General features: G+C 55.4%; 33 protein-coding genes and 2 pseudogenes. 16 read left to right on the top strand and 19 right to left on the bottom strand.

The genetic code is table 11. The features are described 5' to 3' along the window. The first annotated feature begins 293 nt into the window (after positions 1-293). On the top strand, positions 294-902 hold the full coding sequence (locus AWB64_RS10500; protein WP_060818634.1) for a hypothetical protein: 609 nt from the start codon (positions 294-296) through the stop codon (positions 900-902). Positions 903-1,437: 535 nt separating this feature from the next. Here AWB64_RS10500 and AWB64_RS10495 read toward each other — a convergent pair. Beyond that, positions 1,438-2,112 (bottom strand): SOS response-associated peptidase, encoded by a 675-nt coding sequence (locus AWB64_RS10495; RefSeq protein WP_060818633.1) that lies wholly within the window; start codon positions 2,110-2,112, stop codon positions 1,438-1,440. Positions 2,113-2,779: 667 nt separating this feature from the next. Here AWB64_RS10495 and AWB64_RS10485 point away from each other — a divergent pair. From AWB64_RS10485 to AWB64_RS10480, 3 genes are all read left to right on the top strand, one after another. Beyond that, the gene (locus AWB64_RS10485) at positions 2,780-3,064 is read left to right on the top strand and encodes a hypothetical protein (RefSeq protein ID WP_060818631.1); all 285 of its coding nucleotides are present in this window, start codon (positions 2,780-2,782) and stop codon (positions 3,062-3,064) included. A 173-nt stretch (positions 3,065-3,237) separates the two neighbouring features. Further along, on the top strand, positions 3,238-3,495 hold the full coding sequence (locus AWB64_RS31555; protein ID WP_157766612.1) for a hypothetical protein: 258 nt from the start codon (positions 3,238-3,240) through the stop codon (positions 3,493-3,495). Between the two features lie 26 nt (positions 3,496-3,521). Beyond that, on the top strand, positions 3,522-3,767 hold the full coding sequence (locus AWB64_RS10480; protein WP_060818630.1) for a hypothetical protein: 246 nt from the start codon (positions 3,522-3,524) through the stop codon (positions 3,765-3,767). A gap of 95 nt (positions 3,768-3,862) precedes the next feature. Here the strand turns inward: AWB64_RS10480 and AWB64_RS10475 are convergent, their stop codons facing one another. From AWB64_RS10475 to AWB64_RS10445, 7 genes and pseudogenes are all read right to left on the bottom strand, one after another. After that, positions 3,863-4,318 (bottom strand): hypothetical protein, encoded by a 456-nt coding sequence (locus tag AWB64_RS10475; RefSeq protein ID WP_060818629.1) that lies wholly within the window; start codon positions 4,316-4,318, stop codon positions 3,863-3,865. Continuing rightward, positions 4,315-4,635 (bottom strand): lysozyme, encoded by a 321-nt coding sequence (locus tag AWB64_RS10470; protein ID WP_060818628.1) that lies wholly within the window; start codon positions 4,633-4,635, stop codon positions 4,315-4,317. Before AWB64_RS10470 ends, AWB64_RS10475 begins: the two co-directional genes overlap by 4 nt. Then, a pseudogene (locus AWB64_RS10465) lies at positions 4,616-5,371 on the bottom strand (terminase large subunit domain-containing protein); the annotation flags it as partial. The pseudogene AWB64_RS10465 and the gene AWB64_RS10470, both read right to left, overlap by 20 nt. Positions 5,372-5,376: 5 nt before the next feature. Beyond that, positions 5,377-5,853 (bottom strand): phage terminase small subunit P27 family, encoded by a 477-nt coding sequence (locus tag AWB64_RS10460; protein ID WP_060818627.1) that lies wholly within the window; start codon positions 5,851-5,853, stop codon positions 5,377-5,379. Positions 5,854-6,024: 171 nt separating this feature from the next. Then, positions 6,025-6,597 (bottom strand): HNH endonuclease, encoded by a 573-nt coding sequence (locus AWB64_RS32705; protein ID WP_374728612.1) that lies wholly within the window; start codon positions 6,595-6,597, stop codon positions 6,025-6,027. A 6-nt stretch (positions 6,598-6,603) separates the two neighbouring features. Continuing rightward, positions 6,604-6,960 carry a hypothetical protein gene (locus AWB64_RS10450; RefSeq protein ID WP_060818626.1) on the bottom strand — a complete coding sequence of 119 codons (357 nt, stop codon included), beginning with the start codon at positions 6,958-6,960 and terminating at the stop codon, positions 6,604-6,606. A 163-nt stretch (positions 6,961-7,123) separates the two neighbouring features. Next, the gene (locus tag AWB64_RS10445; protein ID WP_060818625.1) at positions 7,124-7,552 is read right to left on the bottom strand and encodes a response regulator; all 429 of its coding nucleotides are present in this window, start codon (positions 7,550-7,552) and stop codon (positions 7,124-7,126) included. A 132-nt stretch (positions 7,553-7,684) separates the two neighbouring features. Here AWB64_RS10445 and AWB64_RS10440 point away from each other — a divergent pair, with 132 nt between their 5' ends. Beyond that, entirely contained in the window at positions 7,685-8,902 is a 1,218-nt protein-coding gene (locus tag AWB64_RS10440) for a GAF domain-containing sensor histidine kinase (RefSeq protein WP_060818624.1), read from the top strand. A 410-nt stretch (positions 8,903-9,312) separates the two neighbouring features. Continuing rightward, positions 9,313-9,633: a hypothetical protein gene (locus tag AWB64_RS10435; protein ID WP_157766611.1), complete on the top strand. Its 321-nt coding sequence runs from the start codon at positions 9,313-9,315 to the stop codon at positions 9,631-9,633. 42 nt (positions 9,634-9,675) lie between these two features. On the opposite strand, the gene AWB64_RS10430 is transcribed toward AWB64_RS10435, so the two are convergent. The 8 genes and pseudogenes from AWB64_RS10430 to AWB64_RS31550 all read right to left on the bottom strand — a co-directional run bounded on the left by AWB64_RS10430 (position 9,676) and on the right by AWB64_RS31550 (position 14,157). Beyond that, positions 9,676-10,209: a hypothetical protein gene (locus AWB64_RS10430; RefSeq protein WP_244164012.1), complete on the bottom strand. Its 534-nt coding sequence runs from the start codon at positions 10,207-10,209 to the stop codon at positions 9,676-9,678. A gap of 60 nt (positions 10,210-10,269) precedes the next feature. Next, positions 10,270-10,467: a hypothetical protein gene (locus AWB64_RS10425; RefSeq protein WP_060818621.1), complete on the bottom strand. Its 198-nt coding sequence runs from the start codon at positions 10,465-10,467 to the stop codon at positions 10,270-10,272. A gap of 160 nt (positions 10,468-10,627) precedes the next feature. After that, on the bottom strand, positions 10,628-11,329 hold the full coding sequence (locus tag AWB64_RS32700) for a recombinase family protein (RefSeq protein ID WP_374728614.1): 702 nt from the start codon (positions 11,327-11,329) through the stop codon (positions 10,628-10,630). Next, positions 11,322-12,080 carry a recombinase family protein gene (locus tag AWB64_RS32240; protein ID WP_244164011.1) on the bottom strand — a complete coding sequence of 253 codons (759 nt, stop codon included), beginning with the start codon at positions 12,078-12,080 and terminating at the stop codon, positions 11,322-11,324. The genes AWB64_RS32700 and AWB64_RS32240 overlap by 8 nt, the downstream gene beginning before the upstream one ends. A 270-nt stretch (positions 12,081-12,350) precedes the next feature. Further along, positions 12,351-12,803: a helix-turn-helix domain-containing protein gene (locus tag AWB64_RS10415; protein ID WP_060818620.1), complete on the bottom strand. Its 453-nt coding sequence runs from the start codon at positions 12,801-12,803 to the stop codon at positions 12,351-12,353. Between the two features lie 188 nt (positions 12,804-12,991). Further along, entirely contained in the window at positions 12,992-13,246 is a 255-nt protein-coding gene (locus AWB64_RS31915; protein ID WP_167353915.1) for a DUF5372 family protein, read from the bottom strand. 176 nt (positions 13,247-13,422) lie between these two features. Continuing rightward, a pseudogene (locus AWB64_RS32595) lies at positions 13,423-13,821 on the bottom strand (phage regulatory CII family protein); the annotation flags it as partial. A 174-nt stretch (positions 13,822-13,995) separates the two neighbouring features. Then, positions 13,996-14,157 (bottom strand): hypothetical protein, encoded by a 162-nt coding sequence (locus tag AWB64_RS31550; protein ID WP_157766610.1) that lies wholly within the window; start codon positions 14,155-14,157, stop codon positions 13,996-13,998. A gap of 86 nt (positions 14,158-14,243) precedes the next feature. On the opposite strand from AWB64_RS31550, the gene AWB64_RS10400 reads away from it, so the two are divergent. Beyond that, positions 14,244-14,498 carry a hypothetical protein gene (locus AWB64_RS10400; RefSeq protein WP_060818618.1) on the top strand — a complete coding sequence of 85 codons (255 nt, stop codon included), beginning with the start codon at positions 14,244-14,246 and terminating at the stop codon, positions 14,496-14,498. A gap of 83 nt (positions 14,499-14,581) precedes the next feature. On the opposite strand, the gene AWB64_RS30845 is transcribed toward AWB64_RS10400, so the two are convergent. Next, positions 14,582-14,824: a transcriptional regulator gene (locus tag AWB64_RS30845; RefSeq protein ID WP_075643268.1), complete on the bottom strand. Its 243-nt coding sequence runs from the start codon at positions 14,822-14,824 to the stop codon at positions 14,582-14,584. Positions 14,825-14,926: 102 nt separating this feature from the next. Here AWB64_RS30845 and AWB64_RS10395 point away from each other — a divergent pair, with 102 nt between their 5' ends. The 9 genes from AWB64_RS10395 to AWB64_RS10360 all read left to right on the top strand — a co-directional run bounded on the left by AWB64_RS10395 (position 14,927) and on the right by AWB64_RS10360 (position 19,646). Continuing rightward, positions 14,927-15,805, top strand: a complete 879-nt coding sequence (locus tag AWB64_RS10395) for an XRE family transcriptional regulator (RefSeq protein ID WP_167353914.1) — start codon at positions 14,927-14,929, stop codon at positions 15,803-15,805. Continuing rightward, on the top strand, positions 15,805-16,599 hold the full coding sequence (locus AWB64_RS10390; RefSeq protein WP_060818617.1) for a hypothetical protein: 795 nt from the start codon (positions 15,805-15,807) through the stop codon (positions 16,597-16,599). The genes AWB64_RS10395 and AWB64_RS10390 overlap by 1 nt, the downstream gene beginning before the upstream one ends. A 68-nt stretch (positions 16,600-16,667) precedes the next feature. Beyond that, positions 16,668-16,844: a hypothetical protein gene (locus AWB64_RS10385; protein ID WP_167353913.1), complete on the top strand. Its 177-nt coding sequence runs from the start codon at positions 16,668-16,670 to the stop codon at positions 16,842-16,844. A gap of 85 nt (positions 16,845-16,929) precedes the next feature. After that, on the top strand, positions 16,930-17,142 hold the full coding sequence (locus AWB64_RS10380) for a hypothetical protein (protein ID WP_060818615.1): 213 nt from the start codon (positions 16,930-16,932) through the stop codon (positions 17,140-17,142). Next, positions 17,135-17,449: a hypothetical protein gene (locus AWB64_RS10375; RefSeq protein ID WP_060818614.1), complete on the top strand. Its 315-nt coding sequence runs from the start codon at positions 17,135-17,137 to the stop codon at positions 17,447-17,449. The genes AWB64_RS10380 and AWB64_RS10375 overlap by 8 nt, the downstream gene beginning before the upstream one ends. Positions 17,450-17,694: 245 nt before the next feature. Further along, positions 17,695-17,838: a hypothetical protein gene (locus AWB64_RS31545; protein WP_157766608.1), complete on the top strand. Its 144-nt coding sequence runs from the start codon at positions 17,695-17,697 to the stop codon at positions 17,836-17,838. A 55-nt stretch (positions 17,839-17,893) separates the two neighbouring features. Then, positions 17,894-18,373, top strand: coding sequence for a hypothetical protein (locus AWB64_RS32230; RefSeq protein WP_244164010.1), 480 nt, complete (start codon positions 17,894-17,896; stop codon positions 18,371-18,373). A 94-nt stretch (positions 18,374-18,467) separates the two neighbouring features. After that, entirely contained in the window at positions 18,468-18,734 is a 267-nt protein-coding gene (locus AWB64_RS10365; protein WP_060818612.1) for a hypothetical protein, read from the top strand. A 255-nt stretch (positions 18,735-18,989) separates the two neighbouring features. Next, positions 18,990-19,646 (top strand): hypothetical protein, encoded by a 657-nt coding sequence (locus AWB64_RS10360; protein ID WP_157766607.1) that lies wholly within the window; start codon positions 18,990-18,992, stop codon positions 19,644-19,646. 246 nt (positions 19,647-19,892) lie between these two features. Here AWB64_RS10360 and AWB64_RS10355 read toward each other — a convergent pair whose 3' ends face one another. Then, positions 19,893-20,132, bottom strand: a complete 240-nt coding sequence (locus AWB64_RS10355) for a hypothetical protein (protein WP_060818610.1) — start codon at positions 20,130-20,132, stop codon at positions 19,893-19,895. A gap of 28 nt (positions 20,133-20,160) precedes the next feature. Beyond that, positions 20,161-20,403 (bottom strand): hypothetical protein, encoded by a 243-nt coding sequence (locus AWB64_RS10350; RefSeq protein WP_060818609.1) that lies wholly within the window; start codon positions 20,401-20,403, stop codon positions 20,161-20,163. Positions 20,404-20,603 lie beyond the last annotated feature (200 nt).

The raw sequence follows: 20,603 nt of genomic DNA, 5'->3' as shown, positions 1-20,603 counted from the left end.
GCGCTGGGGAACTACCATGTCTCTTCTCGACGTGGACACTATCGATTACGTCGGCGTGAACATCCTGTTCAAGGAAATGCCGAGCGAACCATGTTAAGCCTTTATTTTCAAGAGGTTGACACCATTTTTTCCATTATTTAGTACTACTAAAATACCAAACGACGTGACATAGAAAAACAAGCACTTACAGTGGCGTTTTGGATGAACTGCTGCGTGTGCTCGGGCAAGTTTGGGCGTGAGTTACACTTGAAATTTCAGGCTTCCATACATCACCGTTAAAAAATAATGAGACCATGAAAACCTCCGAGGTCATTCAACAAATCAAAGCAGCGGTTGACCAATGCGCTGAGGCAGGACAGACGGTAATTGCAGTACCCAACATGCAAACCTATATCGACGAAATTCTCGCGACCGCTTTAGAGCAAGAATCATTTCCCCCGCAAGTCACCGAGGCGCAAGCGCAGCATCAGCTGGAAGTATGGAAGACGCAGTTGTCTGCTCAGTCGGGAATGACCATAGAGATGTTTAAAGCGGTCATCGAGGCGGGTCAGACCGCATTGAAGTCGGCCATATTGCTAAACGGAGGTGCGGCGGTTGCCATGCTTGCATTTGTCGGAAATGCCGTAACCAAATTGGACGGTCCGCCATTGACCTCGATTTTGACGAAGGTGGGCGGCGCACTGTTTGTGTTCATGATTGGAGCCGGATCTGCGGGCACATCCACCGCTATGCGGTATTTGTCGCAGGCGGCCTATGGCAACGCGGTTCTACCTAACGCACCGCCCTATTGGCATAGATGGGGCTCCCGTATTCAATGGGTCTCAATCGCCTTGGGAGTTGCCTCATACGCGTCTTTTTTTGCCGGAGGTTGGATCGCTTTCAGGGCAATTGTAGTGCCATGATTTCCGTGGCTTATACTGTATATCCATACAGTATTTTTTAGGGACAGGGTTCCGTGTCCTATAAGCCACTTCCTCCCTTTGAAGCGCCCACATATGCAGAGCTGCGTCGGTTGTGGGCTGCGTATCCTGATAAACAGGTGCGGCGCTTGATCCTTGAGATTGAGCATCTGAGGCGCGTGATCGATCGAGCCGAGGGATACCGGGAAGTGATCAACAGGGCTTGGAAAGACGAAACCGGCAGTCAGCTGGTAGGGCTGCACTCACTGTACTTACTGTTGGCTGAGGCGCGAGGAAGGTCTGGACTTTAGGGGGCAAAACCACCTCCTGCGCCGCCTGACTCGAATAAGCGATTTCCGTGACTCGGCAACGAACGTTTCAGGTTTTGCAGATTCTGTTGCGCAAGACGTTGTCACGAAATTTCGGCCGACGCGTTATCGTTCTACCGTCCTTATTCGGCGATGGTGCGCTCAGGGATTGCCGAGCTCCCCGTTCGTAAAACCACGGGGCTTTTTGCTCTAACAAAGCACTGGCTGCTCTACAACAGAGTGTCAGTGTCGCCAGAGTCGACCTTTTTCCTTCGTGGCGGAATCGGTGCCGGCGCCGATGTCATCTCATGGGATGGGTAAAGGTTCAGGAACGAGCGGGCCTCATCCGTTGAGCGGCACGACAGCCAGTCGTCGTACTGTTCGGGCCGAAGGATCACCACAGACCGCTTTTCAGCGCCAGGTTTATGGAATCGGCGCATCAACGCGTGGTCGTCGGAATTCACGGTCAACATGGTGAACGACAGCGCCACGCCTTCCGGCTCTAGCCATTCACGCCATAGTCCAGCAATAGCGAGCGGCTCACCCGATGCCAAGCCAATGCGCCAGCGCACCGCAGAGCCGGTTTCGTAGCTCGGCTCATGAAAACTACGGCACGGAATCAAGCAAAGCTGTAGCTTCTTCCACGGTCCCGAAAAGCTTCGCTTCTCTCCCACCAATTCCGCACGGGCGTTCATGGTGTCAAACAACTTCACACCTGCCGGGATGTGCGCACGCGGGACCATGCCGAAGGTGGCTGGCTCTGTCAGGCAGTCGCCGGCATTCGCACGCAGGATCGGCGCGAGATAGTCCTTCCACGTTTCGACCGGGTAATCAAAATTCGGCTTCGGAAATTGGCTGAATGCCTCGAAGTCGATCTCGGCTGCCGGGTCGTAGTTTGCGCACATAAATCGCCTCCTTGCACCATCTTAGCGGAGAGGCCGTGTCAAGGTCGATCCTGGTCCATCCCATCGACGATTAAAGGCACGCCGTTTGCTCTGGTGCCGAAACTTTCGACATTCACCGGAGTTCGACCATGGATATGGGATGTGTGGCGTTTCAGGCTCATTTGGCAACGCTGCTTCGAGGCATGCCGCGCTGTACGACCGCGGAGCTTAATGAGCACACCATTGTGTTTTGGGATGGTCAGTGGGCAAAAGGTGCCGAACTACGAAACGATGGCAGTGGCGAGTCGTACGACAAATTCGACCTCGACGAACGTACGTGCAACCGCCTGCACGCCGACCTAGTAGCTTGGATGGAATCTCCGCGATACGGATTACGGTCTGATCTGGAAAAGTGGATTTACGAGTGAAGGCAACAGCGCCGAAGACAGCCTCGCGGCAACTTTTAAAGAAGATTGCGTCTTCTCGAATTCTGCGAGTAATCGGCTAGCTACCTCGAAACTGCGGTCGCCGCTAAAGCCGTATCTTGCGCACGCGACCCATTCTGCACCCGTAACAGCCCGAACAATTTCCGAATCGAGAGATCGCACGGCTCCAGACGGCAATTGCGCGTGGTCACGCAAGCCCCGGCTCAGTTCCTGCTCCCTCCATATTGCCCAAGGAGACTGACATGCAACTGCACTATGCTGAAATCGACGCAATCCTTACCTCGCTACTGCGCTCCCAGCCTCCCGGCACAATGGCGTTGCTTGCCGACTTTCTAGGTGCATATTGGGACGGCACGCGTGTCGTCTATTTTTTTCTGCACGAAGATGGAAGCGGCGCGCCTGATGACGAGTTTGAGCTTAGCGATTACCTGGTGGACAAGTGGGAGGAAGAGCTTCGCCACTGGTTTGCCGCGCCACGTTTTTCCATGCGACCAGAGCTAAACAAGTGGATTAAGTCAGACGCATAAGAAAAGTGTCGGACAACAACCAAGTCATAAAGACGATCGCGAACAGCGTCGCGCGGTCCCTTATGGGAAATCTCGGGGCCTAGACCATCGCTTGGGCGAGGTATCGCCTGAAAATCAGGCGCTTTTTGATGTCGCGATACACTGTACATCCATACAGTATATGTGGGTGCATCATGGAGGACGACGACGGTTCGAACGCGGCGGAGTTCTGGGCTGAGCGAACAGCGATATTGAGCGAGTGCATGGACGGCGCAGATGCCCAGCATTACGCCACGGTATTGACTAAACGCTGGTGTAGAAAGCATGGCTTCACCGAGCCAAAAGAAACGCGGTGGCGGCTATTTTCAACGCGAATAACCGGCGATGAGCCAACAGAACCCGGCGCCAGCGCACCTGATATTGTTCCCAACAAAGGCTGGTGGCGAGATTGAGTTGCCGAGAGGCAGGGAGACGGGCGATGGCATGCACGAGTGAAGATCTGCGCCGATACATCGAGATGTTCTTCGAGGACGAGTCGCACCACCACGAGGATATGCACGAGCTCGAGCACAGCAAAGCCCAAGCTCTGGAAGCCTTCGATGCTTTGGCAAAGCGGCAAGCGGATTTGCTGGCTCAAATTGGAGACTTAGAAGATCGCGCAGCTAAATCCGCCGCCCTGGTCGTGCAGGCAATCGATCTTATGCAAGCGCCAAAGAAGCGTTGATGATTACTTTGGCGCCGCCATCTTCCAGCCGCAGTGCTCAATCCCGACCTTTAGATTGTTCGTGATCTGATCGACCAAGCCGCGCGACATCACCTTCACATCGTTATCCGTCGGCGTTTCTGGCTTGAACCAGATGCACGAGTTATCCACGACCCGGATCGGTCCCGGAACTTCCTTGACCGGTGCCTGGATTGCTGCCGGCTGAACCGTGGAGCATGGCTGAGCAGATTGTCGCGAGCAGCGTCGTCGCTGAGAGCAGCTTGATCGTTTTCAACATTCGTTCTCTCCTGCGCGGCTGTGGCCGCAATCTTTGCCGCATCGGCGTCCGCCTGGACGTCGGCCGTCTTGCGCGCGTTGAGGTTATCGATCGCGACCTGTGCATTCGCGTTGGCCACATCGACCTTGGATTGCGCTTGTTCTTTGGTTTGCGCGACAGTCGTTTGCGCACCCTTTGTCTTAACCCAAGCGAACAAAACGCTGCCCGCGGCGACAAGAGCCGCGCCGATCGCGCCGATGTGAGCGACGATGAATCCAACGATGATCGTGATCATCTCCATGCTCCGATTAGAAAAAGACTGCGCTCGCGCGCGCGACGCGTGACCAGGCCTGCCATGACCTTGCCTGACGCAAGATTCCACTTTGGAAATTCGTTCGCCGCGCCGGCATAATCGCCGGCGTTTAGCAGCTTCAGCAGCGTCGAGGATTGGAGATTTCCGGAGCCGAGATTGAACGTGAAGTCCACGATCGCGGCTTTCTGTTGCGGCGAGAGCGGCACTTTGACCAGGCTATCGACGGCGGCGCCGAAGCGAAGCAGATCAGCGGTAAGGCGAGCATCGGCGCGTGCTTGCGTCCAGACCGTGCCCTTCAATGTTCGCGCCGGCGGTCGTGATGATGAACATCAATGGCTGCCGCCGAGCCCCCATGCCGGTCAACATGGTTTCGTAGAGCGCGGAACTGTCGTGCTCGTGATACTCGTCGACGATCGCGCATGATGGAGAGGATCCGTCACCCGCATTGCCAATTAGCGGCTTAAAGCGACTTCCATCGGCCGGCTTATTCAAATTCGAGGCGTTCACCTCGATTCCTGCCGCGTCAATCAGCAGTTGCGAACGCTTTACCATCAGCCGCGCGGGCCTGAAAACCTCCCACGCCTGCTTTTCCGTGGTCGCGCCGGCGTACACTTCCGCGCCGAATTCATCGTCCATCAGGAACATGCCGAGTCCGACGCCGGCCGCGATCACCGACTTGCCGTTCTTCCGGGGCACTTCCCAGTAGCTTTCACGGAAGCGCCGCTTCCCCGTGCGCTTGCTCAACCACCCAAATGTGACCATCAAGCCGAATATCTGCCACGGCTCGAGCGTCACGAGCTGACGTTTGAAGCCTCACTCGCCTTTCACGTGCGGCATCAGTTCGATCAGCGCGATCTTCCGTTCGGCTGCCGCCGCATCAAACTTCCACTTGAATTCTTTCTTCCGGCTCGCCGCGATGTCGTCGAGATGCCGCTGACACGCGAGCACGACAAGCCGACCGGCAGGTTTCTTCCCACGCACGACATCACGCGCGAACTGGAGCCCTCGCTCCACTCGCGAAATCGTTGTCGCCATCAGGTTTAGCCGCCGAGCAATGCGGCGAAAGGATTGCCGCTGTCTTTTTTCTTGCCGCCGGTCATGCTCTGGCGGCTGGATGGATCAAGCCCGAGCAGCGCGCCAAACGTCGCCATCTGCCGAGCCGCTTCATTCGCTACGGTCGCAGCCGGATTCTTCATCGGGCCGCCTTGCGCGCCTGCGACAACAATTCCGTTCCGGCTCATGTCCTCTTCTGCCAGCCGCAACCGCCCGTACGCCATGCAGAAGACTTCGAGGTTGTGCAGATCGGTCACCTGCATGATTTTGTTCGCGCATAGCGCGGGCGCTACGCGGTCCCACATCTCTGCCGCATACCCCAAAACCCAGACAGGACACTCGATATTCGTTGCGAGACCAAAGTTTGGCTCGTCTTTATTTAGCGCCCGCTTGCCAGGGTTGCCGATTTTGCCGTTGTAACTCTTACATGCGAAAACGTGTCGGGCGGAAAACCCGCTTTTCATTTTTCGCGGCGGTGAAAATTTGACGGAACGGTCGGTCCTAGCCGTAATAGCCATAGACTTAAGACCCCCCACCCAATAGTATCGTTTTATGTTGCAAAATCACAACATGAATGCACCTTTTTGGTGCTTCTCGCGTGGAACGCCCTCGAAACGTTGGTTTCACGCAACGTTTTACACTTTCCGCTCGCTTCCCGTCTTCGATTTGTGGCATGGCTTGCATATCGAATGCAAGTTGTCATCGTCATCGGTGCCGCCCTGCGACTTGGGCACTCGATGATCCACTTCCGTTGCGATAGTCACGCACCCGACCCGCTTGCAGACCTGACACAGTCCGCAGTCACGACGCAAGATGCGATCGCGGCGCTTCATCCATGCGTTGCCGTAGCCACGCTCGTGCCGGTTGCCGCGCACCGCATCAGGCTTCCACTTGATCTCTTCACTTGCATGCGCTGGGCAATAGGTCTTGCCACCAGGCACAAGAGCACTGCACCCGCGATGCTTGCACGGGCGCATCGGTCGGATAGCGACAGGAGGATGTGCCGAGCCAATGATCGTGAGCCGGATCGGCACGCCCGCGAGGATGTTGGCGATCTCCTGCTCGTTCGGCTGCCAGAACGAATGCATCGTCTGGGTTGCTGCATCACGATAGATCGGCAATGCACCACATTTGCCATCCTTCTCCTCGTCCCAATCGACGGGCGCACCGAACACAACGTTGCAATGCGCGGTGCGAATCGGCGCCATCATGGCTTAGGCTGTTGTCGGGTACAGCGCGCCGAGTGCGGCGTTCGTTGCGGCCTGCACTGCATCGACCGACAGCGATGCATCGATAGCCTTCAGCGTAAGCGCGATCTGCACTGCGGTGTTGATTTGGTTCACTGGCGTGGCTTGTGCGGCCGGCGCTGCTGCGGTAGCGGGTGTGCTCATGGCTTCCTCGATGGTGGATAAACGCGAAGACAACGCTTGATCAGCGCTGAATCGCGCCGTGAATTCTGCATTGAGCAAGGCGGTAGCGGCATCGACGCGCAACGCGATGTCATGCTCAATGGTCGATGCCTCGCCTTTGAACCACGAGACAACCTTCGCGATGATGGTTTTTAGGTTCATGATCCCTCGGGCGTAAACGGAAAAAGCCCACGCGGCTAACCGTGTGGGCTTTCTCTGGGCGCACCTCGCACCCGACCCCGTCAATATAGCGAAGGTTTTCGGGGTTTACAACGCCTTTTTGCAAAAATTAATTTTGCCCCTTCGCCACGGCCGGTGCGGCCAATTATTTTTTCGTCAACCGCGCCAACAGCGCCACCAGACGGCTGGGAGGCTCTCCTTTTTGGCAGTACGCATCGAATTCGTTATCGGCTAGATGTCGGCGCACTTCGTTCTCGTCGAGTGCCGTGAATGCAATTATCGCTATATGACTAGTCCGAGCGTCGGCGCGCATGTGTTGGGCTGCCTCAATTCCATTGCAGTCGGGCATAGAACTGTCCATGATTACCATATGCGGACCCCACGCGATCGCAACATCGACCGCCTGCCTCCCGCCGTATGCAGTTCGCAATTCCAAATTTTCGTACTGCAGGTACATGGCCAATGCATCCGCCGCGTCTACGTTATCGTCCACTACCAGCACGCGAAACTTATTCGCAGCCGATTCCACTGTCCGGCCGGTCCAAATCCTTGTACGCGCCGATTGCCATGTCATGCCGATACTCCACCAATTGTTGTCGCACACAAAAGCGCTCAGGTGAGGTTTGTCGAGCAATCTTGAGGCCCGTTATCTACATGCTCGCCGCGGACGGCCTCACAATGAGCCCTAGGCCACCTTGCCAATCATATGACCAATCCAATAAGGGATCCTGACGCTCCGGAATCGATTGCACACGACGTGGCCTTGATTGGAGCGGTTACCGCCATTCCGTCGATGCTTCGCGTGATTTGCAAAAACGCCGGCATGGGGTTTTCTGCTGTGGCACGCGTGACAGATTTGACATGGACAGCGTGTGCCGTAAACGACGAAATCGGTTTCGGGCTGCAGGCAGGCTCACAACTTGAATTACGCACGACGCTGTGTCATGAGTCGCGCAATCGGCGCGAACCGATCGTTATCGACAGTTTCAGTGAGGACGCGCATTACGCCGGGCATCCCACATCACAGATTTATGGGCTCGAAAGTTATATTTCAGTGCCGATCGTGCTCTCGACCGGTGAGTACTTTGGGAATCTATGCGCAATCGACTCAAAGCCCGCGCATCCGTCCGATGAACGAGTTGTCAAGATGATGGAGGCGTTTGCTGAAGTGATCGCCTTGCAGATTGAAAACGAAAACCGCGAACAAATGGCGCAGCGCTTGGCGGAGCGCCGAGAGCAAGATGCGCACCTCCGCGAACAATTCATCGCAGTCCTGGGCCACGATTTGCGCTCACCCTTAGCTGTTGTGAGCGCGACGGGCGAACTGCTCGCGCTTCGGAAAGCAGACGTGGATCTAGCAAAGTTTGGGGCACGGTTGCTAGGCGCCTCGCGCAGAATGAGTGCACTTATCAACGACGTGCTGGATTTCGCGAGAGGAAGGTTGGGAGCCGGTATTGAGGCGGATATTAAGCCAGACTCAGTCCTGGAAACCGAGTTGCGCGAGGTCGTGAGCGAAGTGCAAACCGCAAATCCAGATTGCATGATCATTGCCGATCTTTCCGTGGAAAGCGTGGTGTATTGCGATAACACGCGCCTTCAGCAGTTGCTTTCAAATTTGCTTTCGAATGCAGTCTTTCATGGTTCGACAGATCATCCCGTAACCGTAAAGGCTCGTATTGAAAATGAGACACTGGAATTGAGTGTGCATAACCTCGGCAATACGATCGCTGCCGAATCGCTGGGAAATCTATTCGAACCTTATTGGCGGCCGAAAACCAGCAAACCGGGAGGTGGTTTAGGGCTCGGGCTTTTTATCTGCAGCGAAATCGTCAATTCGCACCACGGTACGCTAACTGTGTCTTCGTCCGATCAGTCTGGGACCTTATTCACCGCAAAGATGCCAGTCAGCCAAAAAGCGGCTTAGCGACGGCCAGGTGTCGCTTGGTATTGACGGGACATCACTCCACCGGTGGAATCGCACGCAGTGCGCGCCTCGAATGACGCTCGGCAGAAGACTCGCAATGGCACCTATCGCTCGCAAGCGCCGGTAAGACGCACTTTCAATTAAGTAAGCTTTCCATCGGGTCGCATTCTTGCTATGACGACCACGCATCGAGCGCGGCCGTGGGCATGTGACTTGATCGCCCGAGGCCTTTCACATCTCTTTCCAAAGGAGTCGTTGTGCGACTTTTCACTGTTCTATTGCTTTCCCTCGTCACGGCTCTCAGTGGGTGTGCGGCTTACCGAACCCATGAGGCTCGCAAAGATTCTGGCGCCCTCATTGGGTCCAATGCTCTTGACCTGGTCGCAGCAGTTGGAATCCCAGACAAGACAATGAAGCTGGTCGACACGAATACCCCAGCCGACCGTCTGGTGATGCAGTGGAATTTTTCTAATTCAGATGCTGCTTTTGAAATGAACGTGATCCTCTTGGACTTGAAGATCGGCGGTGCGGGCAAATGCAGCATGACTGCAACCGTCGATCGTTGGGGCGGGAAGGTTCAGTCTGTGAATTTTCCCCAGGCGCACACTGACAGCATGAACTCAGACTATGCAGCCTGTGAGCCTCTCGTTGAAGAAGCATTGACTCATATAGGTCATACGCCGATTGATTCAAGCTTCGATGCGTTTAGCCTGGTAGGCGCAGCCAAGTAATCCAGTGAAGGTTGACAGTTCTACCGACGAGCGCCCCCCTGTTTATCCGACGACGACGCTCTTGATCATGCCGCGTCGACGCAGAGCGGGCAACAACGCCTGCTTGGCATCCTGATACAACTCGTGCATCTCTTCGAATGTGATGCGCGGGTTGCTCCAGACTTCAACGCCCGCCAGTTTGTTCTTCATGTGCGTCTGGATTGATGCGCGCTGCTGCCATACGAGCGCATCAACACACAGGTCGACCTGCTCGGCTTGCTTCTTCTTTAACCGCCGCTCCGCAGCGTCCGTGCGGTCCTCGATGTCGGAGTGGCGATCGCTCTCGGGGAAGTTGCGGCATGACGGATCTACGCGGCCGCCGCCCAGCGCCGGGAAGTAGCCGGCCTGCCATTGATACCAGTCTGTCAGCAAGATTTCAATTTGCTCGCTCTCGTCGCGTGTCATAGGTGCTCCCAAGTGATATTTCTTGCAGCGGCGCATCTCGATCCACTCGGTGGATCGCCTTTTGAAATGCTTTATTGCAAAGGTATTTCGTGACTCCTCCCCAGCGCGATCGGATAAGGTCGCCACATCCAATGCATGTGCCTTCCTGCTTGCGCTCGAGCACGAGCGACGGGTCCATGTATTCGAAGCGTCTCATTGCTCCACCCGAAAGCTAATTCCCCAGCGCATCAGCCACGAGACGAAGTCATCGCGGATCGTCGAGCGCGGAAATGGATACTCAATTTCATAGACGCCGTCGCTCTCCTCAATGCGCCCGACCAGTGGGCAATCATTGAAAGCGATCAGCTTGTCGCTGGTCGCACCGTCCAGATGCTGGTGGCTGCGCTCCATCAGCGGTTGAGGGACGTCGCTCAGTTGGATGTAGCTGCGTATTTCGGATGAAGATGACCTGCCGTTTCGGGATCGTGACCGACGATTTCGGCAACGTGACTGGCCGTTTCGGGAACGTGACCGAGCGGACCGGACAGCAGGATTGGCGTTGCGCATGACATCAACCACGCGGGTTATGCTCGCCGGCTTTGGCCGGAGAGACGATGCCCGCGCACCGGATGAACATGCGCATGATCAAGGACGTTTTACGACTTAAATTCGACGCCGGCTTCTCGCACGATCGAATCGCCGCGTCGCTGGGCATTTCCAAGGGTGTGTCGGCGTCGTAGCGCGCTCGAACTAGTTGCTTCTGACGCTGCGCCGTGGCCTGTTTGACGCGCCCCGATATCTCATCTTCGACCGCTAGCGCGACCTCGAGCACAGCTGGCGCAACGCTCTCCAAAAGCAGCGAGCCGATAGCGTCATCGATGGCGCTTCCGCGAACCGATTGGCAGGGCTTGCCTGCACGACGTACCGGATTCTCCGTGCACATATAGTAGGGCTGAAGTTTATTATCGACCTCTTGATATCGTACGCGCATGCGTGCTCCACAGGCACCGCACACGACACGCCCCTGCAGGAGGCCGACACCCTCACGTGGCATGCTGCCACGTCGATCGAGGCCGAATCCGGTTAGATTCTGCTTAAGGGTAGCCTGGTTACGTTCGAACTCGTCCCAATCGATAAAACCTGGATGAGAATTCTGAATCAGCACTTGCCAGTTCTCGCGAGCAACCTTCAGCGATGTGGATTTGCGACCGGGACGGTATGCTCCGCGGGTGCGCCCGTACACGAACGCACCGGCGTAACGAGGGTTATGCAGAATCTGAATGACCCGGCAGTGTTCCAGGGGCCCCCAAAGCAGGTCTCCCTCCCGATTCCGCGGCGGATGCGACGCGGAAACAGCCAGCCTTCCTGGCGAAATCGCCTGACCGTCGCGGTAGCGGATGCAGCTTGCCGAAACGTGTCGAAGAGCAACTGCAGCGCTCCCCGTACTTGTTGATCAGGATCGAGCGCCACTGAGCCATTCGGGTGATAACAAGGCCGATCGGCAAAGGCACTTCCAGTTCGCCCCTGCGTGCCTTGTTCTCGATCCCGCCTTGCAGACGACCCTTGAGAATATGAAGTTCAGCCTCACTCATGGCGCCCTTCAATCCCAGTAGAAGACGGTCGTTAAATTGGCCCGGATCGTAAATTCCATCTTCGTCCAAAATCAAAGTTTGCGTGAGCGATGCAAGCTCGATCAGGCGATGCCAGTCCGCATTATTGCGCGCAAGACGGGACACTTCCAATCCCAGCACGATGCCGGCGTGACCGTTGGCCACCTCGGCAACCAAGTGCTGAAAGCCGTCTCGTTCCTTAGCGCTGGATCCGGACATACCGAGATCGTTATCGACGACGTGAATACGCTCAATTGGCCAGCCGAGCGAAACGGCACGATCGCGCAGTGCATATTGCCGCTTCGTACTCTCGGTATTCTCGAACATCTGTCGAAGCGACGATTGGCGAACATAAAGAAAGGCATCTCGCCGGAGATGTTCCGAGGTGACCTTCTGAGCGGAGTTAGTAGACATGGGCAAGCTCCTCGTGGGCGCGCAGCACGAGGTTGGCCAGCACGCGTACGAGCGCACCGTTATCCCGCACTGAGTTGGAATCAAACACGGCCGGGACGGCAACTTCGGTGCACAGAGCATGCGAGAGTTTGATCGCGAGGCCGTTCAATACCCCATGAAAGCGTATTGCGGCGTGGCCTTCGGAGTGAGGATCTGTGCCGAAGAGCTCGGCCCGCAGCGCTTCGTAGCGTCCAAGCGCCGACGATGGCGAAATAAATTGAGCCGAATCGTCTAAGGTTTTTTTTTGCGCGCCAGCGCGCGTTCGATACTGCGTGGGTGGACCGATAGATCCAGCGCGGTTTCTATCTCCTGTGCGAGCGCGCGAGCGTGGATGGTGTTGTCGTCCTGTAAGCGCTCTTCGATGAACGCCATAACCGTCGAGTTGAGTTTGTGTGCGCCTTTGGGCCCACGCTGTTTCGGGAGCAGCCCCGGCAACCCCTCGCTCGCAAAGGCACTCTCTGCTTGATAGAACGTTGGCCTGGACATTCCGAACAATGCGGCCGCCTCGGCCTTGGAGGCGCCGTCGACCTGAACATGACGCAACATCTCGTACTTGACCTGAACCATGTCGTCGGGATCGAAGAAATCGCCCGATCGGAACCAGGGCGCTTGTATTCGATCGGGATGAGGATTGAGGCCGCCGAGTTCGCGTAGTCGATCTCGCTTTGACGGCGGCTTGGTCATTAGAGTATCCGTTGTTGTTAAAATGACAACTAAAATATGACAGTAAAATCAATCTGTCAAGGATTTCAATGATTGATTTACTCTGAAATAACGGCAAATTAGAGCTGGATAGACATAAGACTTCCTGATCAATCAGATGCTTCAGTATCGTGACGACGGCGTATTTATCCTTACATAAGCGGCGAAATTTATTTGACATCGCGAGCACCTAGCAAATCGTCGATTAGCGCACGCAATCGAAGCAAGTCGTCCGTTCTAAACGAGGATCGAACTTCCGAAGCTTGCGCGAACAAATCCGGTTCCGGCACGTCTGTCCAAGATGCCAAAACCGAACGCAGGCGCTTGTTCGCGTCGAAATACATCACCCGATCCTCGCCCCAGTTCAGCCGCCGGCTGACCAAAACGAAGCTATTTCCGCGAAGCGGGTGAAATGGATGGGTGATCTCGAAGAACGCGCCTTTGACTACGCGTTGTTCCTCATGACAGACAGTTGCTGACTTACGAGAAGCCGAAGGTTGAAGTAGCGGTTCAAATCGTCGAGCGCTGGATCATGGCGCGCCTGCGTCATCATCGATTCGAAACTATTGAGTCGGTTGTTGGTTTGCACGGAATCCTGACCCACCTGCGCGTGTTTGTAGATCCGCGACTCGACGCGATCAACCTCCTTGATCTCGACGCGCCCGTCTTCGAGCGTCTTGCAGATTTCCTTGCCCACATCGCCGTGCGTGCTCCACGCTTCGCCCATCAACTCGACGATGGCGGAGTCGCAGCACTCTTCCACGCGCGGCGTCTGAACCATCGTGTAGCCGAGTTCGTTAGCGATAGCCTCGGCAATGCGCACATCGCCAGTGATCTGGGATATGCGCAGCGCTTCAGCCAACGTCAAATGGTGCGTGGTGTTGTTTGGGTTGACCTTGTTCCGGAGCATTGCGGGCGACATACCCAAGCGCGGCGCAAGCGATTCGGAGCCACCCGGGTAATCGTGGACAACTGCGTAAACTGCATCGGTAATGTTCACTGCATCTCCAATCGAACGTTTTATTGCTGCGCTGCGGAACGTATATTTCGGTCAACAACAAAAACAAGACGGGTAAAACAAAAATGAAAACAACAAACCTGCGTGACGGAGACGGACGGTTTAGTAGTCCTCAACGAGACCGGGTGAACCCGGCAGGATGACCATCGTCGTCAGTTACTTCGCTACTGCTCCTGGCTTCGCTGTCGCCGCTTTCAGCGCCTGATACTGAGCAACCAAATCCTTCCACGCGCGCTCAAGCTGAACCTCAACGCATCCTCGCGCAGCCATCTCACACAGCACCGCGCGTATCTCTTTCAACTCAGCGGCAGTAAGCACGCGCGCTCCTTTATTTAGGGCGGGTATCCCGTCTTTCGACTGTAGAATTGAAAGCTCTCACACAACCAATTCCTACGGGGATACCCATGAAAGACTTGCAAGAAGCAACAGAAAAAATATGTGAGATCAAAGGCGAATGCATGGCGTTGCAAGTGATGTTCGACGCTCTACTTCGAGTGCTCCCGCCACAAGCACTTCCAGGCTTGCTTGCCGAGCACTCGAAGGCCGCGGAGATCGCACGAGTTACCTTATTGAATAAGGAGAACGTTAGTGACATGGTCATTGCGTCTTTCGATCTTCACGTTCAGAACATGTCTTCCAATCTCCAGAGCCTCCAATAGCGGCCACGTAAAACGCCTCGCGCTGCTCACGGTCGTTATCTGCCGCTGGTACGGCATGATCAAGGCTCTGTTTCTGCTCCATGTCAGGCAACCTCTGCTGTACGGGGTGATTCGAGTTCAGGCCAATATTTATTCCAGTCGTCCGGACGTAGATCCTTTCGTGACACCCCGGTAAAGGTTTCGATCTTTGGGCAATGGGCGGCGGGAACATGCCGCTTCTCGTCCAACCACTGGTGGACCGCGCCCTTTGTTACACCCAGCAGATCGCCGAGGGCTTTGTAGCCCCCTGCAATTCGTGCTGCTCGTTCAACCGGATGCTCTTTCATGGAGTTGCCTGGAATGACGTTTCGACCAAGTATAGAATAACTAGACATTCAAGTAAAGAATTTCGAGACCACGGTTGTTTAGATTTCCTATACCCTCCGCGCATGGAAATCAAGAACTGGATCCGCACCGCGCGGAAGAAAGCCGGCCTAACACAAGAACAGCTCGCCGAAAAGCTCGGTCTGACGAAGGGAAACGTGTCTGCTTGGGAGACCGGCCGCCACCACGCCAGCTATGCTCAGCTTCAGCAGATTTCCGCAATGGCGAGCTTGCCCATGCCGGACGCCGAATCAGGCGCTACCGGCCCGCTTAACGCTACCGGGAGAGATGGACAGGCGCGCGTGCAGGAGATGCTCGCGGAGCTTGGGCTGGACGCCGCCGCGGTCGCCGAGCGAGCGATGATCCCAGTTGATAGCGTCAAACTGTGGCTCGCTGAGGGCGGCCCTATCAGTATTGACGATGCCATAGCCATCCAAACTGCTTTCGGTTACAGCAGCATCTGGTTGCTTTCTGGGAAAGGCGACAAGAAGGCTGCTTTCCATTACAACGACGAGTATCGTCCGAAGGCGATCGGCAGGCGGAGGGCTCTTGCGGTGGTAGGAATGGCACAGTTAGGCGATAACGGATTCTGGGCCGACATCGAACACGCGGTCGGACACGGCAATGGATACATCGACTGGCCGACTTCGGATCCGGACGCGTATGCACTCGAGTGCGCAGGCAACTCGATGATTCCCAGGATCAAACCTGGTGAGTTTGTAATCGTCGAGCCGAATACCCCTGTCACACCAGGCGAGGAAGTTTTGGTGAAGTCCAAAGACGGCCGGGTGATGGTAAAGGTCTTCGCATACAAGGCGGCGGGGCGCTACCACCTGCTCTCGACCAATGAAGCACACGGGACCGTGTCATTCACAGATGCAGAAATTGAAAAGATGCACTTCGTTGCCGGCATCGCGAAACGCGCCATGTGGCGGCCCGATTAATGGCTTTCTTCGACCTATTCAAGCGAAAGAAAGCTGAGATTCCCAAAGAGGATGTTTCAACAAAACCTTTCAGCTTCGAGCCGGCCGATCGAATTGAGCCGACGGTTGTGACGCCCGCGCTGGCGCCTGAGCCAGCACAAGAAGAAGCGCGCGTCGTCGAGACTTCTGTTGTCAAAATGGAAGCTGAGTTTGAATGGGTGCGATCCGAAGACCCGATTTACTACACCTATGTTCATCGAGATTGCGCAGGCAACGTTTTTTACGTTGGCATGGGACATGACGATTGGGCATGGGCTCCGAAGAGCGGACTGTGGAAGAAATATGTCGCCGAGAGATCCGGCGGCTCGTATGAAGTCGAAATCGTCGAAGATGAACTTTATATAGACCAAGCCACTGCTAAGAAAGACGCGCTGCTTCGCAAGCATGCGAAAACGATCGTCAATATCCAGACGCCATACCGCCAGACCGATTATAAAAAGTGGGAAAGATTTCACGAATTGCGGAACGGTGCCATCCTTCGTTATCGCTCTGCGCTAAAGGCAATGCATGAGTATGCATCTATCCAAGCGGAAGGCGGCCTCGTAGGTGAGCTACAGGGCAGCACACCGTTCACCGACATAGTTATCCTAGATCGCCTAACCCTCTGCCTTTCACGTTCGAGGAAATATGGAGAAGTTGTCGAAGAGTCAAAAGCTTGCTTTGATCGCTATCCGCACGATACACATTCTTCCGCTGGCAAAACAATTTTGAAAAGGGTTGAGAAGGCAAAAACACATCTTCCCCCATTGGCATGACTTTCAGTACTAGCGGGCCCACGGATTGCCCGACGATCGGCTTCATTTTAGTCAACGGTCGGACCAACATGAAGCGCGCGCGGACGGTCAAGCACAAGCTCGAGAGGATCTGGGATCAAGGAATGGAAAAGCGGCTTGAGATCCTACGGAAGACCTACCGGCGCGGCGACACGCTGATCGTCTTTGGGTTCGCAGTGCTGTTGTTGGCTATGGTTGCGATGATGGGAATTTTTGTATGGGGATGATCAGCCATGCAGCGCGGCGGTTTGATTATTGAATTGCGTTTGCTTCTGAGTGCCGACGCTTCGCGTAGTAATCTTGGGAAATGCTATGACAAATGACGAACGAGAAGCATTCGTTGCGATAACTGCAAGCCAGCTGGCCATTTTCAAATTCGCTACGCGTCTCTTTTTAGCCTCCAATATTTCTGATGTGGCGAAGATCCAAGAGTTGACGGAATTATCGACGGCTGCCATAGAAAAGCTGGAGAAGTTAGTTGACGCCACTTCCAAGGCCGTCTCCCAAGAGCATACTCATGGCTGAGCCAAGTTACGAATTGATGGAGCGCTTGAGTCGCCTTGAGGCCGAATCGGAACGGCTGCACGTTGACCTTGGCGGCGGCGGCGGTGACAATGGTGACATGGAAATTCAACGCCGACTTACCGCATTGGAAACGCGTCTTGATGTCGTGTTGCCCACGCTCGCCACGAAAGAAGATCTTCAGACGCTTCGCGCTGACCTTCACGAGGCCCTGAATGCTCAAACTTGGAAGATCATTGGCTCCTGCGCCCTTCTGGTGGCCGTCGTTTTCTTCATTGCCCGCTTCGTCGTGGCCGCGCCTCATCCCTGACCGCCCTCAGGTATTTCCTTCTATGGAATCATCTGAAGCCCCGCATAATCGGGGCTTTTTGTTGTGTGTGCAGTCGAAATCGTACGATCGGCCTAGAAATTGCATTCCTCAGAGCGTTGGGCGTATGCCCCGCGATTCCGAGGATAGAAATGCGTCAGACATTTACAAAACCACGGTACATCCGACGTAGCGCGAGACGGTCGGCGAACGAGTCTACTACCAGCGTGCGGTTGATGGAGCAGTCTTTGAGTCCACTGCTCCATGAGATGAAATTGAGGGAAGAACGAACGACGTGGCACGATTTCGTTATCGCGGCGGGCGCAGCGATGGTCGCAGCGGCGCTCGTGGTGATGTTTGCGCTCATCTGGACTCTGCAGCCGGCCATCTGATCTCTTTTGAATGATCTGCGCGCCTAAAATTCGTGAATCTCACGACTGAGGTCGCTTGGTTGGCGCGTATCATGAGGGTGCCGTGTTCTCAGCGCGGCTGATCACCGAAGTACCTTGCGCCCGCCCTTTTCAGCGGGTGTTTTTTATCGCTAGTGGTTTCGACTCGTGCCGCTACGCAATATCGGTCTCGATGGACGCACGCCATCTCCGCTTCTTTCAAATTTTTCAATTTCTGACAGTTTTTGTTGTTGCTTTGCGCAATCATCTTCGATTCCGTTGCGCAGGAGCTCCTATGCACGCTGTTCCAGTCCTCTATAAGGATCACACCTTGAAACCGCTAGCAGTCGGTTCGCCCGGCAGCTACGCGGCAATGGTTATCGTGACGACTCCCGCTGGCGCCCAGTGGGCATCCGGCATCCTCGGCTACTTCGAGACCGAACAAAAAGCCTGCCAATTTGCGATTCGGTACGGCGAGTGGGAGGCCGATGGCAGAAAGCGCGCTGCTCCTAAGACTGACGGTCGGTTCACGTCTTAAAAACGGGGTCCGCGCTACTGATGTAAATCCCTACTTTGTTTCGTGTTCTTGACTAAACATAATTAACAGACAAAAACACGATCCGGGGCGCGTCATGTACGACTTGATCGACGAGGAACTCACCCATATCGAGACGATCGTCCGGCGGTGGCGGCCTGAGATTGAAGCAAGCTCGATACTCCCGCCCGCCTACTGGCGTGAGAAGCTGTACACATTGATCAGCGCGAATCATCTATCCCGAGCACAGTTCCAGCGCGCTGATGCAGCACTGGCCCTCCTCAACTGCTACTGCCAGCAATCAGCGTCCGCGAATGACGCATCGACCGAGGCTAATACAGATCCGGCGCACCGCCAAGCTTGATTCCGCATATGCATTGAATCTGAGGCGCGCGCACGCGAGTGCTACCTGTGCTGCTTGTAGCGAATTCGAACGTTGCGGATCGAATGTTCTGATGTTAACTTGAAAACTCAATTACAAAACCTTTCCGGGGACTCTCAGAATGAAAAGAAAAATTCTTCCGCTTTTCGTGGCGTTGTGGTTGGCTGCGTGCGGTGGTGGCGGAGACGGCCCCGCGAAACGGCACCCGTAATGTCGATCCAGTACTATGGCGCGCCCATGCCGCAAGCCAGCGGCGGTGCGACGGCCAAAGCGGCCGTAGCTGCCGCAGCATCCGACGCCGGCGCTTCAGAAACCATTGCCACCCTCACGCAGGCCCTCGCCGCTCAGGGCGTCACGGCCGCAGTAACACCGATTACGATGTCCGCGACCGCCCTCCACGACTTGGTCATGAGCGTGAACGGTGGCGTCCGACCGACAAATGATCAGCTAACTGTTCAGCCCACTGGCTACGCTGTGGTGAATTTTCAACTCGACGACATGGTCACGAGTCGCGACGATCCGAAGCAGGTAGCTGCCCTCGACCAATTTCAGTCCGACCTTACGACGTTTATCTTCCAGCAGGACCTTGCGGCTAAGCAGACGTTCATCCTGAGCGCAATCCCGACGTGCGACTTTGCGCCTGGGCATACCGCCGCCGATGGATTGAATCAAGCCATATCGAATGCCGTCGCGGTTGCATTTGCGTTCCCGGTTGGCACCGTCGATCGCGGAATCGTGACGGATGTCAACGGCGTCACGACCGACCCTTACGTAATTGCGCATACGGCCTCGGACTGCCGCACTCCCGACGCCACAATGGTGGGCGTCTGGACGACGACCGCAGCCGCACGCATGGCTATTAACTTCAAGGCAGGCCTAGACGGGTTGAAATAACATCCTTACAACAGACTTTTAAAAAAGCCCGCCCTGCGCGGGCTTTTTTCCGCCCATCGGCACTATCCGTCGCTGTCCCACAACGTGCGTGGACATTGCGAGAAAAAAGATAAAGCCCAATGTATAGTTTTTCTTGACTTTAATAGACTAGATTTTCTATACTCCCTCTCAAGCGCTGACGAACACCAGCGAACCAAACAGGGGATGAACGATGGACCGCATAGCCCGGAGCCAGCCTGGCGCCGCTTATTTACGTGCTCGCTCTTTGCCAGCGATGTAGCGCTTATCTATGTTGCCGCGCAATGCTGCCTTCCGCTCGGTTCGCAGCAAATCGATAATTCGAAGCGTGTCTTGCATTACGCCGAGCTGGGCGCTTTGCCACTCTGGCGTCCCCGTTGCAAAATCTTCCGGGTTTCCCTTTCCCTGTGCCGTTCGTATCGCAGCAATGCTGAGGTCAAAGGCTTTTGTCTCACTGATTTTGCGCATATATCCTCCTTTTAAGGATTCAGCACAACTACTCCGCGCTGCCGTTGGGTGTTTTAGGGATAACGCTCTGCAAAATATCCGGAGGAACGCGCATGAGATCCGCAGCAAAATCTGCAATGACTTGCGTCCATTCAACGCTTCCTATAGGGAAGTCATTGGGATTCGGTTTCCCTTGTGCACGTCGTATGGCGACCAACGCCAACGCCAACGCGCGCGCTTTAAGGAATGCCGGATCATCGTCATCGGGTCTTTGCGCCTTTGCTTGGTCCATTGTTTCTCTCAGAGTCTTATCTCGCCGCTCGGTATCGTCCGTGCGGTCGCATCAGCGTTAGTACAACCCACTACGTTGTTATCGGCGATTGATCCAAAAACTGTAGCCCAGGAACCGGGAGCTCTTCGATCTCATGAGGTCGCAACCCGGTTGCCTTTTCCGCCAACCTTCTCTCGCCAGGCTTTGGCCTGACCCCGAAC

Origin of the sequence: Caballeronia sordidicola, assembly GCF_001544455.2 — a bacterium.
GTDB classification, from domain to species: domain Bacteria; phylum Pseudomonadota; class Gammaproteobacteria; order Burkholderiales; family Burkholderiaceae; genus Caballeronia; species Caballeronia sordidicola.
This window is presented reverse-complemented; position numbering and strand designations above follow the sequence as displayed.